The organism is Ochrobactrum quorumnocens (assembly GCF_002278035.1).
Lineage (GTDB): Bacteria > Pseudomonadota > Alphaproteobacteria > Rhizobiales > Rhizobiaceae > Brucella > Brucella quorumnocens.
Map to the genome: position 1 here is coordinate 100,350 of NZ_CP022605.1, position 14,488 is coordinate 114,837.

The window sequence follows — 14,488 nt, forward strand, 5'->3', positions numbered from 1 at the left end:
CCTCGATAATTAGGTTATACCTAATAAACAGCAAAAACAGCACGAATGAAACAAATTATGAAATCAGCTTAGATGGCACCGTAATTCTAAATGGAGTCACCAAATGTCATTACGCGTCGCTTTAGCTGTCCTTATTGGTATGAGCGTCACACCCGCCTTAGCGCTTGACCTTCCCACCAAGCCTTATCTGACGCTGGAGGCAGCACGTACCGTCCTCGCTGCTGCGCAGGCAAAGGCTTCTGCCAATGGTTGGCCATGCGTGATTGCTGTGGTTGATGCTGAAGGACTTCCGATCGTTATGGAACGAATGGATAATGTGTCAGTTCTCGCGGGTGTAGTTTTGGCTCCGGGTAAAGCTCGGACCGCGGCACTTTTTCGACGCGAAAGCGGGGCACTGGAAGATGCGATCAATGGCTCGCGACCAGCAGCGATGACAGCGCAGGGCTTTGTCATGATGCGAGGTGGAGTGCCTATTACAGTTGATGGAACTGTTGTGGGTGCAATCGGTGTTTCGGCAGATACACCGGACCACGATGAACAGATAGCGAAGGCCGGCATCGCCGCATTGATAAAATGACCTTGGACATCGCAGTTGCTCGCCAGAAGGCAAATACATCCTTAACACTTTTGACCGCCTCTATCGGTTGCGCCATGACGGTGTTGGATACGAACGTCGTTGCTGTGATTTTGCCAACCATAGCGCGTGATTACGGGGCGTCTTTCGCAGATGTTGAATGGGTCATCAGTACATATGTGTTGTGTTTTGCGTCCCTGCTTCTGCCTGCAGGAGCAATTGCGGATCGCTTCGGTCGTCGCCTGGTCTTTTTGATCGGCATCGGAGCATTTGCGCTGTCCTCTTGGTTATGTGGCGCTGCTCCCTCAGCAGCAGTGCTTTATCTGGCACGTGCAGCACAGGGCATAAGTGCGGCCTTGATGCTGGCGCCAGCGCTTGCAATTATCGGGCACACTTTTCATCAGGAAGAGGCTCGTAATCGCGCCTGGGCGATGTGGGGTGCAATCATGGGCCTTACGATGGTTCTGTCGCCAATTCTGGGCGGAGTGATCGCTTATGCTCTGGGATGGCGATGGGCATTTTACATCAATATACCGATATGCGTTGCATTAGCAGTCGCCGCCCTACGACTGATCGAAGAATCCAGAGACATCAACGCACGGCGGCTTGATCCGTTTGGTTTTGTTTCTTTTTCAGCGGCTATGTTTGGAATAACGTGGGGGTTGATCAATGGGCAGGCTCATGGGTGGTCATCGTCCGTTGCACTTACTGGATTTGTTGGTGGTAGCGTGGCGCTTGTAATCTTTGTGATCGCTGAGACCATCCAAAGCCGTCCGATGCTCGACTTGAGCCTGTTTCGCAATCCACGGTTTGTTGGAGGAGTATGGGCGATGTTTGCCTATGCCGCCTGCGCTCAGGTCATGGCTTCCATGTTGCCTTTGTTTCTTCAAAATGGTCTTGGACGAACGGCTCTGCAAGCAGGCTTTGCGATGTTTCCGTTTGCCATCGCAATGTTGATCTTCCCAAATGTCGGTCGGCTTCTCAGCAGGCAATTTGGTTCGAGAGAAATCCTTTCACTTGGCCTTCTGATTGTAGGTATAGGTAGCTTATTGACTGCCTGGGGTGCACGTGATGAGGCGTGGTACGCTGTTATATGCGGCATGCTGGTTCTGGGTAGTGGCGGTGGGCTTCTCAATGGTGAAACGCAAAAAGCGATTATGGCGGTGGTTCCCAGAGAAAGAGCAGGCATGGCGTCGGGCATCAGCACCACATCCCGATTTTCCGGAATTCTCCTGGGATTTGCCGTGTTAAGCGGAATACTTGCAAGCGTCGTAAGAGCTGCACTTATTCAGATCAACTGTGCTGACCCAACATGCACGTCCGCTTTTGCTGAGGCGATTGTGGCAGGTGATTTACCAGCCGCACTTGCCGGAATTGCGCCTTCCGCGCGCGAAACAGCAACTGCTGTCGCTATGAAAGGATATTCAACGGGCTTTGCAACGGCACTGACTGTTTCGGCAATCATGGCGATTGTGTCTGCTTTAATGGTTTATGGCCTTATGCACCGTGGGAAACCGTTGCCGAAGGCTTAGGTACAAGCAAATTGTGCCACTAATTGACATTTCCTTTGATTGAGGCACTCGTAGGGCCTTCCTTGACGAGAATTTAGCAATATATCCTTTTAGTTTCAGACGCATAATCCCGTTGACCACGTCTGAAACCAAGAGATATCCGTTCAGCTAGCGCCCGTCAGTTCGTTTGGCGAAGCGCAGGATAATGAAGCCGGCGCTGCCCGCGATGAGCGAACCAATCAGAATCCCTATTTTGGCTTCGTCCTGTAGCAGCGCATCATTAAAGGCGAGAAGCGAGATAAACAGGCTCATTGTGAAACCGATACCACATAAGAGAGTAGTTCCGAGCATTTGAGACCAGCTCGCACCCGCAGGCAAATCAACGATGCCCGTTTTCACCAACAGCAACACTGCCCCGAAAATTCCCAAAAGTTTACCCAGTGCCAATCCCGAAGCGACGCCCAAGGTAACCGGAGCAAATATAGCTTCCAAACCTAGCCCTGAGAAACTCACACCGGCATTTGTAAAACCGAATATCGGTACAATGAGGAAGGCAACGGGCTTGATCAGGCTATGTTCAAGCAGGTGCAGTGGGCTTTCAGAAATGCTGGCTTCTGGCTTTGCTGGCGTGCGCGTGATCGGAATGGTCAATGCCAGCAAAACACCTGCAATCGTTGCGTGAACGCCCGAGCGGTAGGTGAAGAACCAAAGTAAAATACCAACTAAGAGATAAGGTGTCAGGCGCTTTACGCCTGCCAGATTGAGAGCCACAAGAACCGTGAACACGCCCCCGGCCAACGTCAAATCGATTACCGAAACACCAGACGTATAGAAAATCCCAATGATGATCACAGCGCCAAGGTCGTCTATGATTGCAAGCGCGGCAAGAAAAACCTTTAGAGATGTTGGAACTCGAGAACCGAGCAAAGAGATTACGCCAAGGGCAAATGCAATATCGGTCGCGGCAGGAATTGCCCAGCCATGGGCAGCGCCATTGTTAAGATTAAACGCAAGATAGACCATTGCGGGAACGGCCATGCCAGCAGCAGCTGCTGCCCCGGGCAGGATGCGACGCGGCCATGAAGAAAGATGGCCATCAACCATTTCCCGTTTTATTTCCAGGCCAACCATAAGAAAGAAGATGGCCATAAGAGCATCGTTCACCCAGTGCTGGACAGAAAGTGGTCCCAGATAGACGTGCAGCGTACGGAAATAGGTCTCGGCAAGTGGAGAATTTGCAACGAGCAATGCAGCAATTGCTGACGCAATCAGCAACAAGCCACCTGAAGATTCACTGTCGAGAAAATTTCGAATAGTACTTTGAATGCGACCAGCCATGGCAGCTCCTGACAGAAACGGTTAAACACAGTCTCCGTATTCAGGGCAATCCCTGGGCGCACGCAGCACACGCCTTGGGTTAAGGTAGCAATTAATGCCGACATTTCAAGCAGTGCTCGTCGATGATGCACTTAATTGATTTGGCGTTGGGCTTGTGCCCGCCGCAGAAAACACATCAATCTTTGGCTTGACGGGATAGTTGGTGTCGTAAGAAAAGAAGACAGTATGTATCTGAGCGCTGCAATAGGATGCAAAGCTCCAGACCGACATGAGAGAGATGAAGCAGTTATGAGCCACGAGCTCCATGATCCGGGTGGCAAGGTTCGCCTTAAGGTTAAATCTGAAATAAGGGGCGATGCTCTATTTTCGGAATGTGGTCGCTACCGGCGCCTCCTTACACGCGAGTGGGATGGAGCAGAGAAGGATGGTTATATACTTTGGATCGGTATGAATCCGAGTACAGCTGCATTCAATGTCGATGATCCCACGGTGTTTAAAGAACAGAAATTTACGCGCCGCTGGGGTTATGGTCGGTATGTGAAATGCAATGTTATGGATTACCGTGCGACCAATCCAAAAATGCTACTTGAGCAAGGCGTCGTTCCTTGTACGCAAGAAAACATGCAAACCATCGTCGAACAGGCCTTAGGTGCCGAGATAGTCGTGATGGCGTATGGCTCGCTTCACAAGAAACTGGCACACCACGGGCAGGCTGTTACTGATGCCTTGCGTGCGGCAGGCGTCAAGCTGCACGCCCTTAAAATTACAAACAACGGTTCGCCTGGGCACCCGTTATATCTCAAGGACACAAGCGAGCTGATCGCATATTAGTTTTCGTAGAAAGGGCTGCGCTGAAACGAACAATAGAACAGGTGACGAATGAAGTTCTTCATAATCAAGCAGGATTTGCAACGCAAGCCATTCATGTCGGACAAGAGCGGATCCATTGACCGATGCGGTCATTCTGCCGATCTGACAAAGGAACACCTAGCCACGCCGTTCAGGAGCATAAGCAAAGTTTACTTTGATTTGAAACACCTTCCAATCCACTCTCAGGATTGTTGATCTGTGTTTCGTTGTAAAGTTCGGAGCGAAAGCTGGCGCGGTCACCGTAAGACGGAAGCCATTTCGTTAGAGCACAAAGAGAACCGCACCGCCGCTCATGCCCGCACCCGCCGCTGTCATCAGCAGTTGTTCACCAGCCTTAAACCTCTGCTTTTGATGCTGCACAGACAATGACAGCGGGATGGTTGCCGCCGATGAGTTGCCAAAGTTGGCAATCGTGCTGATCATTTGCTGCTCTTCAAGCCCTAGATTATGGCGAATGGCATCGCACAGGCGCAAATTTGCTTGATGGGGAATGAAATAATCAATCGTGGAAGCTGTTGCGCAGGCTTCTTCCATCACTCGCCGCGAGGTGCGTGTCATCAGATCGACGGCGCGTGAAAACACCTCGCGTCCGTCACGCATGCTCATCAGAAACTGTTCCACAGGAATATCAGGCGAAAAGGACTTATTGCTGCCGCCTGCGGGAATGGTGATGAGATCATAGCCGCTGCCATCGGATGCCATTGCTGCGGCTTTAAGGCCTCTTTGTTTGTCTTTGCAGGGTGCCAGAACAACCGCGCCTGCGCCATCTGCGAACAAAACGGCACTCGCCCGTTCTACCGGATTGATCCTGCGGCTTAGAATATTCGCGGCCACGATTAGCACCGCTTTGCCATGCGTGCATACAAAGCCATCTGCCAGGGTGAGCGCATAGAGAAAACCTGAGCAGGCTCCGGCAAGATCAATAGCGCCAGAATTTTGCAACCCAAGCTTATGCGCTAGAAGCGGCGCAGACGGCGGCAAAAGATGATCCGGCGTAGAGGTAGCAAGCAAGGTCATCGCGATCTCGCTTGGCGCAATGCCCGCATTGTCGAGCGCCATCCTGCCGGCTTCGGCTGCGAGACCGCTTAATGTGTCGCCTTCCATTGCCCAGTGACGCGTTTGAATGCCGGTGCGTCTTTCTATCCATCCTTTTTCAAGCCCAACCTCACTTTCAATTTCTGAATTATGAACGATACGCGAAGGAACGGCATGACCAAATCCGGCAAGGAGCGAGGAAAGCGGAGTCATTGCGGAGATTCCGCTAATACCATTGATGCGACTTCGTCAATCGCATCATAGGTTTTGGAGAGTTCTTCAGCGCTGGTGCAATAGGGTGGCATCAGATAGATCACATTGCCAAGCGGGCGCAAAAGTATGGCGCGCTCGCGGAAAAGCTGACGCAAGCGTGGCCCAACTCCGGCCATATAACCGCCAGCAGGAACTGCAAGATCGAGTGCCGCGATGGTGCCGCATTGTCGGACATTGGCAAATCGCGTGTCATTCTCGAAGCGTTGCAAATGACAGATATGCTGGGCTGCAAGCGCTGAAATACGCGCCTCAACCGGCTCATAACGCCAGATTTGCAAATTGGCTACTGCTGCTGCGCAGGCGATCGCATTGGCTGTATAAGAGCTGGAATGGAAAAAAGTTTTGCTGCGATCTTGCGAGAGATGCGCCTCGAAAATCTCTGCAGTGCACAGCGTTGCCGCCAGTGGCAGAGAGCCGCCTGTCAGGCCTTTCGAGGTGCAGAGAATGTCTGGCGTGATGCCTGCTTGGCCGCAAGCAAAGCGCGTGCCGGTACGACCCCATCCGGTCATGACTTCATCGGCGATAAACAAGCAACCGTAGCGGCTGGCGATTGCCTTTAAGCTGCGCAATATGTCGCTACTATAAAGTTTCATGCCCCCTGCGCCGAGCACCAACGGCTCAATCAGAATTGCGGCGACTTTACCGGAACGGCAGTAGGCATCAAAGGCATCAAGGGTCTCCTGCTCCTTTGCTGCATCGGGGAAGGGTAGGCGGTCTACGCCGAAGAGCAGCGGCTCAAAAGATGCATTGAACACACCGCGCTCACCCGCAGACATGGTACCAATGGTATCGCCATGATAGCCATGTTCCATCACCACAATGCGATTACGTACAATGCCGCGATTGTAAAAACTGCCGAGTGCCATCTTGATTGCGACCTCGACAGCGGTTGACCCGCTATCCGAAAAGAACACATGGCTCAGGCCTTGTGGCGCAAATTCGAGCAGACCTTTGGCTAGAATTTCTGCTGGTTCATGGGTGAACTCGGCAAAAATAATCTGGTCATAGTTCTCTGTCGCCTTGCGAATTGCATCCATGATCAGGGGATGACGATGGCCATGTGTCGTCACCCACCATGACGAGATGGCATCGAAGACGCGCATGCCGTCTTCATCGAACAGGTAAGCGCCTTCGGTCGCGACGATACGCTTCATCGGCGGCATAAGGGCATGCTGCGTAAATGGATGCCAGACAGGAGAGCGGGTCACGAGCTTGCCTCCATCAGCGATGCACTGTCGAAATTCTCAGCGAAGGCTTGGCTGAGGCTTTCCTTTGTCAGGCTCACCAGAATGGGCAGGCGTCCCAGTATTTTCACCTGTCCAATTTTGGCGATGATTGTCTGCGTGTCGATATTTTCAGCGCCGATAAATGCCACGCCATGAAGTGGAATATTGCGGCTGCGCAGCGCTTCGATGGACAGCAATGTGTGGTTGATCGTGCCAAGCGATGTGCGTGCGCAGAGAATGACGGGAATGCGCCAGCGGGCGAAGACTTCAGCGAAGACTGTTGCCCCATTGAGCGGAACGAGCAAGCCACCAGCGCCCTCGATGATCAGCGGGCCGTCACAGATGGGTGGTTCAAGTCCGGCCATGTCGATCTCCATACCCTCAAGCCGTGCGGCAAGATGCGGCGAGGCTGGTTCTTTCAGGCGATAGGCTTCCGGGAATATGTGTATGGCTGGTACACCGCTCAGGCGTGCGACGATCTCGCTATCGGTTTCTTCTTCCAGTCCTGATTGCACGGGCTTCCAGTAACTGGCGTTGAGCGCACCGGTCAAAGCTGCGGAAAAAACTGTTTTGCCAATGCTGGTATCTGTGCCGGATATAATGTAGCGCGGGGTCATGACTTGTGTTCTTTCATGGTGGCGGCGAGGCAATCCAGCATGTGAGAAATCTGCTGTTGATCGACATTGAGCGTAATGGAAAGGCGCAAACGCGCCGTGCCCTCTGGCACTGTCGGCGGGCGAATGGCGCGGATGTCGAAGCCTTGCAATTGTAGAGCTTCGGCTATTTGCAAGGCCTGCGCATTGCTGCCGATGATAATCGGCTGAATATGCGATCCGCTTGGCAAAATGCCGAACCGTTGCGTCAATTCCTTACCCGTAAAACTGACGAGATCGTTGAGTGCTTCCCGTCGCTTAGGCTCATCATTTACGATCCGCAGAGCTTCGCGAACACCTGCTGCCATCAGCGGCGAAGGCGCGGTAGAATAAATGAACGCCCGTGCACGATTAACGAGATAATCAGCAAGCACCTTCGGCAAAGCAATCAATGCGCCCGACACGCCGAGCGCCTTGCCGCAGGTATGCAAAACAACGATGTTTTCTCGCCCCTCTAAATCCGCCGCAATTCCGCGCCCACCGGTACCGAAGACACCAGTCGCATGCGCTTCGTCGATCACGAGAAACCCGTCATGGTGTTCCGCAATTGCTGCGAGTTCGTTAAGCGGCGCTTGGTCGCCGTCCATGGAATAAAGGCTTTCTACCGCAATCCATGGTCGCCCTTTGCCGCCGTTTTTGCGCCAGTTGCAGATAGCATAGTCGAATGCATTCGCATCATTGTGGGGAATGCTGACATGTGCAGCCTTGCTGGCCGCTATGCCTTCATGGGCACTTGCATGGATAAGCGCGTCATGCAGGATGAGATCTTTACGCCTTGGCAAAGTCGAAAAAAGCGCGAAATTGGCCATATAGCCGCTGCCAAAATAGAGCACGTGCTCGGCATCGAAAAACGTAGCGGCTTCCTGTTCCAGTGCCTCGTGTTCGGGGTGATTGCCACGTAATAGACGTGAGCCCCCAGCGCCGACTGGAACGCCTCTGTCCGCCGCGGCCTTGATCGCAATTTTTAGGCGAGCTGTACTTGCGAGAGCAATGAAATCGTTGGACGTGAAGTCGATACCATGGTGTGGCACAAGGCTGCGTAATCGTGCTTTGCGTTTTAGGCTCTGAAGCGTCGAGGCATAATCGGCAAGCATAGTCATTAGCCAACTGCCGGTTCCAATGGCATTGGTGAAATGCCAAGGCGGTTAAAAAGTGCTGTATCGTGGTCTTCGCCGGGATTATCGGCTGTTAGCAGCGTATCGCCGATGAATATGGAGTTTGCGCCTGCGAAGAAGCATAAGGCCTGCATTTCGTCACTCATTTCTGTGCGTCCGGCAGACAGGCGCAAATGCGATGTCGGCATCAGAATACGTGCGAGTGCAATTGTACGGATGAAGTCGAGGGGATCGACAGGCTTGGCATTGGCCAGTTTTGAACCGGTGATAGGGATAAGCTGATTAATTGGCACGCTTTCCGGCGGCACGGGCAGGTTAGCGAGCGTCAGCAACATCGAGATGCGGTCGTCAATTGTCTCGCCCATGCCCAAAATGCCGCCCGCGCAAACTTTGATGCCCGCCATGCGGACGGTTTCCAGTGTATTGAGACGGTCTTCAAAAGTGCGCGTAGTGATAATTTCGGGGTAGAAATGTTCGGACGTGTCGATGTTATGGTTGTAATAATCAAGACCGGCTTTGGCGAAGTCATGTGCCTGTTCATCCGTCAGCATGCCTAGTGTCATGCAGGTTTCCATGCCGAGCGCTTTAACGCCTTCAACCATGGCAACAAGCGTTTCCATGTCGCGGTCTTTGGGGCTGCGCCATGCCGCGCCCATGCAATAGCGCGTCGCGCCCGCATCCTTGGCCTTGCGTGCTTCTCCGAGCACTTTTTCAACCTCCATCAGCTTTGATGCTTTGAGGCCGGTCGGATAGTGGGCTGATTGGCTGCAATAGCCGCAGTCTTCAGCGCAACCACCGGTTTTTATCGATAAAAGGCGACTCATCTGCACGGCGTTGGGATCGAAATGCATACGGTGCACGCTCTGAGCGCGGAAAAGAAGATCGCTAAATGATAAATTATAGATAATACTGACTTGAGCCGCTGTATATCTGGTGGATTTCGTTGTGGTTTGTAACGAATATTGCGACATCGGGTTCTGAGTTTGCACGGATGGCATCCTTAAGAATCAAATTATAGATATAATTAATATTTATCGATAATGTACCGAAACGCAACTGTCGATCCCTCTTTCTTGCGCGCGCTACGGCTTTCTTCAGCTGAGCGAGACTCTTTTCGGCCAAGCTGCGAGCGGTTCATTAAAGGGAATTTGGTGAAACTTGATCCGGTGAACGGCGGCACAGCCTTGACAGAAAGGAATACGTCGCAGAGTGTAACTGGACTAGTGGAAGAACCAGTAGATCAGTGGAGTCTCGCTTGAACGTTGTTCACGATCTTTTACTCGATAAGAGTGCGGGGCTCGGGCGAAACCTTGAGCGGCGTACCATTCGCGATGTGATCGCAGACAAGATCAGTGCTCTTATTGCTTCTGGATTGCTGAGTGTCGGTGATGAACTTCCGGGGGAAAGAGAGCTGGCGTCTGCACTTTCAGTCAGCCGTCAAACTGTTCGGGGTGCCATCCAAATTTTGGCAGCGCGCGGTATTCTTGAGGTGGCTCAAGGCGCAAGAACGCGTGTGGCAACTATCGATATGGCGGGACTGTCTATTGGTATAACCTCACGCCTCAATGTCGATCTTTACGATGTGCATGCGGTTCACGCTGCACGCTTACTTGTCGAGCAGAAGATTGTCGGTGATGCGGCTGAACGCATCTCGATTGACGCGCTCGAATTGTTGCATCGATCTCTTGATGCGCAGGCCAGTTGCATGGATGATCCAGTCCGTTTTCTTATCTGTGATCGGGAGTTTCACGTAACGATATATCGCGAATGCGGAAACCCGCTCCTCGCTGATATTGTGACAGATCTTTACACTTACATGATGGAGCATCGTCGTCGCGCGATGGCGCAGCCGGGTGCAGTTGACGGAAGTTTTGCTGATCATCAGGTAATCCTGAGCGCGTTGGAAAAACGCGACCGGGTTGCCGCGATGGCAGCTTTTGCCGCGCATGAAGAACGAATTTATGTCTCTACAAAAAAATCTCTGGCCGCTGAAAATCGGTAGCGATCAGCGGGCAATGGCGGTCCCAAATACCGCTAACGAACCGCGTTGAATTAAATGAAAAAGGGCAACCGTATGCATGTCTTGATTATTGGCGCGGCAGGAATGGTCGGGCGTAAACTTACCGAAGCAATCAGCCGTGATGGGGGTATTGAGGGAACCAAGATCGATGCTTTGACATTGGTGGACGTGATCACTCCTTCCGCCCCTGATGGATATTCCGGCAAGGTTAAGACCTATGCTGCGGATATTTCCGATCCCGCAGTTGCAATCACCTTCGTTGCTGGTCGACCAGATGTCATATTTCATCTTGCAGCTATCGTATCGGGTGAAGCCGAGCTCGATTTCGACAAAGGTTATGCAATCAATCTTGATGGCACACGATATCTGTTCGAAGCTATTCGCAAACAGGGGGAAATCTCTCCATACAAACCGCGCGTGGTCTTCACATCGTCGATTGCCGTCTTTGGAGCGCCCTTCCCAAAAAAAATCGATGACGAATTCTTTTTGACGCCGCGTACAAGCTATGGAACGCAGAAAGCAATCGGTGAGTTGCTGCTCGCAGATTATTCCCGCAAAGGCTTTCTGGATGGCATTGGTATCCGGTTACCTACGGTGTGCATTCGCCCGGGAAAACCGAATAAAGCGGCGTCCGGCTTCTTCTCCAATATCTTGCGGGAACCCCTCATCGGCAAAGAAGCCACTCTGCCCGTGAATGAAACTGTCAGGCATTGGCATGTCAGTCCTCGTCGTGCAGTTGGTTTTCTCCTGCATGCTGCAACGATTGATCTTGCGCGCCTCGGCCATCGCTGTGTTCTGAACATGCCGGGCCTTTCAGCAACGGTTGGTGAGCAGATCGAAGCATTGCGAAGAGTTGCCGGTGACAAAGCCGTGGCGCTTATCCGTAAGGAACACGATCCGCTTATTGCGGAAATTGTTGATGGCTGGGCGCAAGATTTTGATGCAAGTCGCGCGATCGAGTTGGGCTTTGTCGCGGATACATCGTTCGATGAAATCATCAAACTTCATATTGAAGATGAATTGAACCAGGGGTGAAATGACGTGAGGTCGGATAAGACAGTAACTGTAATCGGGCTTGGCTCCATGGGATTGGGTGCAGCCATGTCACTATTACGTGCGGGTTTTCATGTTAAAGGAGTGGATGTTCGTCAAGAGGTTTTACAACGTTTCGAGGCCGAGGGTGGCGAGGCGTTTTCAACTGCTGCCGAGGCAGGTTCAAGTGATGTCGTATTCGTCTTCGTCGTGAATTCTGATCAGGCAGAGGATGTCCTTTTCGGCACCCAAGGTGCGTTGGTAAACGCTGCTCAAGGCACAGTCTTTCTCTTGTGCGTAACTATGGCGCCGAGCGTCACAGTCGAAATAGCAGCGCGCCTTCAAGCAGCCGGCATGCTGGTTATAGACGCACCAGTTTCAGGCGGCCACCAGAAGGCTCTCACAGGCGAAATGACTGTGATGGGGTCTGGCTCAAAAGCGGCCTTTGACATTGCCGCGTCCAGTCTGGATGCAGTTGCTGGGAAGGTGTTTCGTCTCGGTGAAGAGCCCGGATTGGGATCGAAAGTCAAGATGATCAATCAGCTGTTGGCCGGCGTACATATCGCGGCAGCAGCAGAAGCTCTTACCCTAGCAGCCAAGGTTGGGTTGGACCTCGATACAGTATTCGACGTTATTCGTGTGTCGGCGGGTTCTTCGTGGATGTTCGAAAATCGCGGACCGCACATTGTAGAGGGTGATTACACACCACGTTCAGCGGTTAATATCTTTGTTAAGGATCTGGGCATCGTAACCTCCGAAGCTTTAGATGCTGGAGGATCTACACCATTAAGCCAAACAGCGCTGGAACTCTTCAATCAGGCCGCAGAGGCTGGGTTCGGACCGCAGGATGATGCAGCTGTAGCAAAGATTCTCGCCTTAAAAAGCGATGTAATCTTGCCAGGAATGGCGGATTAGACAATGAGCATCGTTTTAGGCGCTATCGCTGACGACTTTACGGGGGCAACCGATCTGGCAGGTCTATTGGCGCGAAGCGGCTATCCGGTTTCTTTGCGTCTTGGATTGCCGACCGAAACCGAACCTGAAGACAACACCGCAGCGTTCGAAATTATCGCTCTTAAATGCCGTACAATTCCTCTAAATCAGGCTGTTGATCAGGCGCGATCTGCTTATTCGTGGCTTCGCGCTCGCGGCGCAAAACGCTTCTATTGGAAATATTGTTCGACCTTCGACAGCACAGAAAAAGGCAATATAGGCCCGATTTCAGAAGCACTCATGGCCGATATAGGCACGTCCCAGACAATCTACTGCCCCGCATTTCCAGAAAATGGTCGCAATGTTTTTATGGGGCATCTCTTTGTGGGAGAAGCGCTGCTTAGCGAAAGCGCAATGAAAGATCATCCTTTGACGCCGATGCGAGACTCTAGTCTGGTCAGACTATTGTCGCTACAGGTTAATGGAAAAGTAGGCCTGATCAACCGGCTTACTGTCGCGCGTGGAGTGGATGTTCTCAAGGCCAAGTTGGAGGAACTCGCCGCTGAGGGTATCGCACACGTTATTGTTGATGCCGTTGCCAATGATGATCTTTCAATTATCGCCGAAGCGTCACTTGATCTCCCATTGATAAGTGGAGGTAGCGCACTTGCTATGCCACTGCCAGCGCTTCTCGCTCACTCGGGTATGATCGACAAGACCACTGAAAGCGTACCTGAACCCCAAATACAGGAGGGGCAGATTGTGCTTTCAGGCAGTTGCTCTGCCATGACCCTTAAGCAGGTCGAACACTATCGCAATCAGGCAGCAAGTTATCAACTGGACCCAACGGTACTGGCTGAAAGAGGCATGGCGGATGCGCTCGGGTGGCTTCAAAAGCAGCCCGTTGAAAAGCCGAAACTGATTTATGCAAGCGCTGATCCCGCTTCCGTTCAAGAGGCGCAGTCGAAGCTTGGTGTTGAGCGGGCAGGTCAAATTGTTGAACAGGCCCTCGCCGAATTGGCGCTTGCTTCGTTCCAACTTGGAATACGTCGATTTGTGATCGCTGGAGGTGAAACATCGGGTGCTGTTGCTCAGTCGCTTGGAGTTTCAAAGCTCAGGGTGGGCAAAGAAATCGCGCCCGGCGTTCCCTGGACTTATGCGGTGATTAACGATGAAACCGTTGCGCTCGCTCTTAAATCCGGAAATTTCGGAACCGCTTCATTCTTCTCCGAAGCGCTTCAGATGCTGGAGGTCGCATGAGTGAAGAGGCAAAGTTGCGCGAGGATATCTGCCGATTGGCAAAATCGATGTTTGATCGCGGTTTAACGGGTGGATCGTCGGGGAATATTTCGGCTCGTCTTTCCGATGGGCGCTTGTTGGTGACACCGACCGGCAGCTCGTTTGGTGGGCTTGATCCTCAGAGACTGTCGCTGTTTAACGAGACAGGCATTTTGGTCGGTGGCGACCGCCCCACGAAAGAAATGCCACTTCACTCCGCATTCTACGAAACGCGCGGCGCCAAGGCCGGGGCAGTTGTACATCTGCATTCATGCCATTCGGTGGCCTTCTCAATGCTACCAGGTATCGATTCCGATAACATGCTGCCTCCTCTGACGGCTTATTCGATCATGAAACTCGGCAAGGTTAAACTTCTGCCATATTTTATGCCAGGCGATCCAGCAACGGGTGATGCAATCCGCGGACTGGCTGGTAAGCGAAGTGCCGTTATGTTGGCCAATCACGGCCCTGTTGTTGCTTCGAAAGATCTGGAAGCCGCAGTTTACGCTATCGAGGAACTCGAAGAAACGGCCAAACTTGCTTTGTTGACCCACGGGCTGAAACCAAATCTCCTAACAGATGCGCAGATCAGTCAGATCGTGGAAAAATTTGATGTGGAGTGGGAATAGT

14 protein-coding genes are annotated in these 14,488 nt (G+C 52.3%); 8 read left to right on the plus strand and 6 right to left on the minus strand.

What is annotated here, in order from left to right:
* Positions 1-103 precede the first annotated feature (103 nt).
* Complete coding sequence (locus CES85_RS22535) at positions 104-577, plus strand: GlcG/HbpS family heme-binding protein (protein ID WP_095448096.1); 474 nt, start codon at positions 104-106, stop codon at positions 575-577.
* Positions 574-2,106, plus strand: coding sequence for an MFS transporter (locus CES85_RS22540; RefSeq protein ID WP_095448097.1), 1,533 nt, complete (start codon positions 574-576; stop codon positions 2,104-2,106). The genes CES85_RS22535 and CES85_RS22540 overlap by 4 nt, the downstream gene beginning before the upstream one ends.
* Before the next feature lie 147 nt (positions 2,107-2,253).
* Here the strand turns inward: CES85_RS22540 and nhaA are convergent, their stop codons facing one another.
* The gene (gene nhaA / locus CES85_RS22545; protein WP_095448098.1) at positions 2,254-3,423 is read right to left on the minus strand and encodes a Na+/H+ antiporter NhaA; all 1,170 of its coding nucleotides are present in this window, start codon (positions 3,421-3,423) and stop codon (positions 2,254-2,256) included.
* Between the two features lie 288 nt (positions 3,424-3,711).
* On the opposite strand from nhaA, the gene CES85_RS22550 reads away from it, so the two are divergent.
* Complete coding sequence (locus CES85_RS22550; RefSeq protein ID WP_095448099.1) at positions 3,712-4,254, plus strand: DUF1643 domain-containing protein; 543 nt, start codon at positions 3,712-3,714, stop codon at positions 4,252-4,254.
* Positions 4,255-4,554: 300 nt separating this feature from the next.
* On the opposite strand, the gene CES85_RS22560 is transcribed toward CES85_RS22550, so the two are convergent.
* The 5 genes from CES85_RS22560 to bioB are packed head-to-tail and all read right to left on the minus strand — an operon-like array spanning position 4,555 to position 9,566.
* Positions 4,555-5,541, minus strand: coding sequence for a beta-ketoacyl-ACP synthase III (locus CES85_RS22560; protein ID WP_095448101.1), 987 nt, complete (start codon positions 5,539-5,541; stop codon positions 4,555-4,557).
* Positions 5,538-6,809 (minus strand): adenosylmethionine--8-amino-7-oxononanoate transaminase, encoded by a 1,272-nt coding sequence (locus CES85_RS22565; protein WP_095448102.1) that lies wholly within the window; start codon positions 6,807-6,809, stop codon positions 5,538-5,540. Before CES85_RS22565 ends, CES85_RS22560 begins: the two co-directional genes overlap by 4 nt.
* A complete protein-coding gene (gene bioD, locus CES85_RS22570; RefSeq protein ID WP_095448103.1) occupies positions 6,806-7,444 on the minus strand; it encodes a dethiobiotin synthase in 639 nt (212 codons plus the stop codon). The genes CES85_RS22565 and bioD overlap by 4 nt, the downstream gene beginning before the upstream one ends.
* On the minus strand, positions 7,441-8,580 hold the full coding sequence (locus tag CES85_RS22575; RefSeq protein WP_095448104.1) for an 8-amino-7-oxononanoate synthase: 1,140 nt from the start codon (positions 8,578-8,580) through the stop codon (positions 7,441-7,443). Before CES85_RS22575 ends, bioD begins: the two co-directional genes overlap by 4 nt.
* Positions 8,580-9,566, minus strand: coding sequence for a biotin synthase BioB (gene bioB / locus CES85_RS22580; RefSeq protein ID WP_095448105.1), 987 nt, complete (start codon positions 9,564-9,566; stop codon positions 8,580-8,582). Before bioB ends, CES85_RS22575 begins: the two co-directional genes overlap by 1 nt.
* Before the next feature lie 284 nt (positions 9,567-9,850).
* On the opposite strand from bioB, the gene CES85_RS22585 reads away from it, so the two are divergent.
* The 5 genes from CES85_RS22585 (at position 9,851) to otnC (ending at position 14,487) form a co-directional block, all read left to right on the plus strand.
* Complete coding sequence (locus CES85_RS22585; RefSeq protein ID WP_095448106.1) at positions 9,851-10,597, plus strand: FadR/GntR family transcriptional regulator; 747 nt, start codon at positions 9,851-9,853, stop codon at positions 10,595-10,597.
* Between the two features lie 72 nt (positions 10,598-10,669).
* Positions 10,670-11,650, plus strand: coding sequence for a D-erythronate dehydrogenase (gene denD / locus CES85_RS22590; protein WP_095448817.1), 981 nt, complete (start codon positions 10,670-10,672; stop codon positions 11,648-11,650).
* A gap of 6 nt (positions 11,651-11,656) precedes the next feature.
* On the plus strand, positions 11,657-12,562 hold the full coding sequence (gene ltnD, locus CES85_RS22595; RefSeq protein WP_095448107.1) for an L-threonate dehydrogenase: 906 nt from the start codon (positions 11,657-11,659) through the stop codon (positions 12,560-12,562).
* A gap of 3 nt (positions 12,563-12,565) precedes the next feature.
* Positions 12,566-13,840 carry a 3-oxo-tetronate kinase gene (otnK, locus tag CES85_RS22600; protein WP_095448108.1) on the plus strand — a complete coding sequence of 425 codons (1,275 nt, stop codon included), beginning with the start codon at positions 12,566-12,568 and terminating at the stop codon, positions 13,838-13,840.
* Positions 13,837-14,487 (plus strand): 3-oxo-tetronate 4-phosphate decarboxylase, encoded by a 651-nt coding sequence (otnC, locus tag CES85_RS22605; RefSeq protein ID WP_095448109.1) that lies wholly within the window; start codon positions 13,837-13,839, stop codon positions 14,485-14,487. Before otnK ends, otnC begins: the two co-directional genes overlap by 4 nt.
* Position 14,488 lies beyond the last annotated feature (1 nt).